A 2,178-nucleotide genomic window follows, 5' to 3' on the forward strand; every position below is an offset into this window, starting at 1 on the left:
GCCGTTGCCTTCCTCACCGACGACCCCCTAGAAGCGCCGTTAAAAGGCTTTCCCCCCAATCAACCGAATCTGATATCGGCGATTGAAACCTGGTTAGAGGAAATTTGAGAAACCGGTTTTCTGCGACAGTTTCACCTACAAATCAGAGATTGGGATAGAAACCCAGTTTCTGGCTACTTAATACACCTCATCATGGCTGCCCATATCAACAAATACAGCTTTTTCATCCTCTGTAAAATAGAATAACACTCTCTCATCATAACCCACACTGAAACTCCATAAATCTTTCAACTTACCCGATAGTTTGTGCGTCTTTAAAGTAGGGTCAAATGGATCGAGGATAAACAAGTCTAACTTTTGCCAAAACCTTGTTTCTAAATCCTGATTGCCTTTAATTTTCTTTTTAAAAGCCCGTTTAAAAGCAGAGCTAAAAGGGTCTTCTGGGTTTAGGGTGATAAGGAAAATTTATGGCAGATTACACCCGTTACTGTAGGGGCGAAAAATTTTTCGCCCCTACTTCCATGATTATTCTTCAATCATCTCCTTCAATTTATCAATCTGGTTGGAGAACTTAAGATTTCCTTGTTTTTCTTCCTGCTGGGCTACTTGGAAATTCTTATAAATATTGTCACGAGATTCTTCACGAAGATATTGCTGTAACAACATTGAAATTTCTTGTTTTTCATCGATAGAAAGACCTTTTATTGCTTCAACTACATCATTAAATCTCATCATTGACTAAGCCTCACGGTACTGACTTACTTTGAATGATATTCTATTTTGCCATAAACCAACCGACACCCCAGCCTTCCTCACGGACGAACCCCTAGAATTGCCTCAACGCCGACATCCTCGCCCCCGCGAACGGGAAATCGCCCTCACCCTGGCTCGAACCTGATTTGGGACATCACTTGTCCCGACGAAGACCCCGCAGAACTGCGATCGCCACCTCAAAACCCTCAAACGCGCCCCACCTCCTCCCCCACCGTGCCATTCTCTTCGGTAGCGAATTTCCACCCCGACCCAACCCACCCCAGAACTCATCGCCTTTTGCCAAAAACTGACCGGGGTAATCGCCGTAGCCTTCCTCACCGACGAATCCCTAGAAGCGCAGTAGAAAGGCTTTCCCCCCAATCAACGAAATCTGATATCTGCTATTGAAACCTGGTTAGAGGAAATTAAGGCGTATTCGTAATTTCCACAATCATTTCTCCTTGGCGTAATTGCTCTAATGCATTCGGTAAAGTCGCTATTAACAATTGTTGCAAGTTGCGGTTCGTGACATTGCCACAAGTTAGCCACAAAATTTGAGGAGGCGTTCCTAAACGACAGACCAAGTCAATGAAATCACTGTCTTTCGTGATAATCACCACATTTTCAGCCCGTGCTGCTGCAAAAATCTCGATATCTTGAGCATCCCGTAATCCTAAATCTCGCAATGCTCTGGCTTCTAAACCAAAGGTTTCTGTCAGCCAACTTGCCAATGTAGGCGGAAGTTGAGCATCGATCCAAATTTTCATGCGGTTAGTCTAGGAAAATCAGTACGTCTTGCTGCAAAGACTAAACAGGCTTGAATATCTGCGAGTTCTAAATCCGGAAAATCTTCTAAAATTTCAGAAATGCTAACATTTTCAGCTAACATTTCTAAAATATCGGTGACTCGAATTCGCATCCCGCGAATACAGGGACGACCCCCACATTGACCGGGATTTTGCGTAATTCGGCTCATTAATTCAGGAGTTAAAGTCATATTTTTAAGGCTGAATGTGTGATTACACCTCATAAATTATAGCCGATCGCGCTCCTCAATTCTTGCAGGAATAAGCGCTCACCTCCGAATCTCTGCAACACCTGCCGATGTATTGCCTCAACGCCGACCTCCTCGCTGACGAAACCCGCGAAGGGGAAATCGCCCTCACCCTCAGCGAACTGATTTGGGAAATCACTTGTCCCGACGAAGACCCCCCGGAACCCGCCACCGCCGCTGAACTGCGCCGCCACCTCAAAACCCTAAAACGCGCCCCACCTCCTCCCCCACCGCGCTATCCTCTTCGGTAGCGAAACGGTTTCCACCCCGACCCAACTCACCCCAGAACTCATGGCCTTTTGCCAAAAACTGACGGGGGTAATTGCCGTTGCCTTCCTCACCGACGACCCCCTAGAAGCGCCGTTAAAAGG

At 46.2% G+C, this 2,178-nt stretch carries 6 protein-coding genes; 3 read left to right on the forward strand and 3 right to left on the reverse strand.

All coding sequences use genetic code 11. The features are described from left to right. A partial coding sequence (locus tag AC0QH1_RS01455; protein ID WP_442957262.1) for an NACHT C-terminal alpha/beta 1 domain-containing protein occupies positions 1-108 on the forward strand: 108 nt, incomplete at its 5' end. Between the two features lie 417 nt (positions 109-525). Here the strand turns inward: AC0QH1_RS01455 and AC0QH1_RS01460 are convergent. Continuing rightward, the gene (locus AC0QH1_RS01460) at positions 526-735 is read right to left on the reverse strand and encodes a hypothetical protein (protein ID WP_046320858.1); all 210 of its coding nucleotides are present in this window, start codon (positions 733-735) and stop codon (positions 526-528) included. 28 nt (positions 736-763) lie between these two features. Between AC0QH1_RS01460 and AC0QH1_RS01465 the strand changes: the two genes are divergently transcribed. Next, positions 764-898, forward strand: a complete 135-nt coding sequence (locus tag AC0QH1_RS01465) for a hypothetical protein (RefSeq protein WP_324628971.1) — start codon at positions 764-766, stop codon at positions 896-898. Between the two features lie 280 nt (positions 899-1,178). Here the strand turns inward: AC0QH1_RS01465 and AC0QH1_RS01470 are convergent, their stop codons facing one another. After that, complete coding sequence (locus AC0QH1_RS01470) at positions 1,179-1,520, reverse strand: DUF5615 family PIN-like protein (protein WP_324628972.1); 342 nt, start codon at positions 1,518-1,520, stop codon at positions 1,179-1,181. Beyond that, positions 1,517-1,750 carry a DUF433 domain-containing protein gene (locus tag AC0QH1_RS01475; RefSeq protein ID WP_324628973.1) on the reverse strand — a complete coding sequence of 78 codons (234 nt, stop codon included), beginning with the start codon at positions 1,748-1,750 and terminating at the stop codon, positions 1,517-1,519. The genes AC0QH1_RS01470 and AC0QH1_RS01475 overlap by 4 nt, the downstream gene beginning before the upstream one ends. A gap of 107 nt (positions 1,751-1,857) precedes the next feature. On the opposite strand from AC0QH1_RS01475, the gene AC0QH1_RS01480 reads away from it, so the two are divergent. Further along, the gene (locus AC0QH1_RS01480) at positions 1,858-2,058 is read left to right on the forward strand and encodes an NACHT C-terminal alpha/beta 1 domain-containing protein (RefSeq protein ID WP_324628974.1); all 201 of its coding nucleotides are present in this window, start codon (positions 1,858-1,860) and stop codon (positions 2,056-2,058) included. Positions 2,059-2,178 lie beyond the last annotated feature (120 nt).

This window comes from Phormidium sp. CCY1219 (assembly GCF_055795085.1).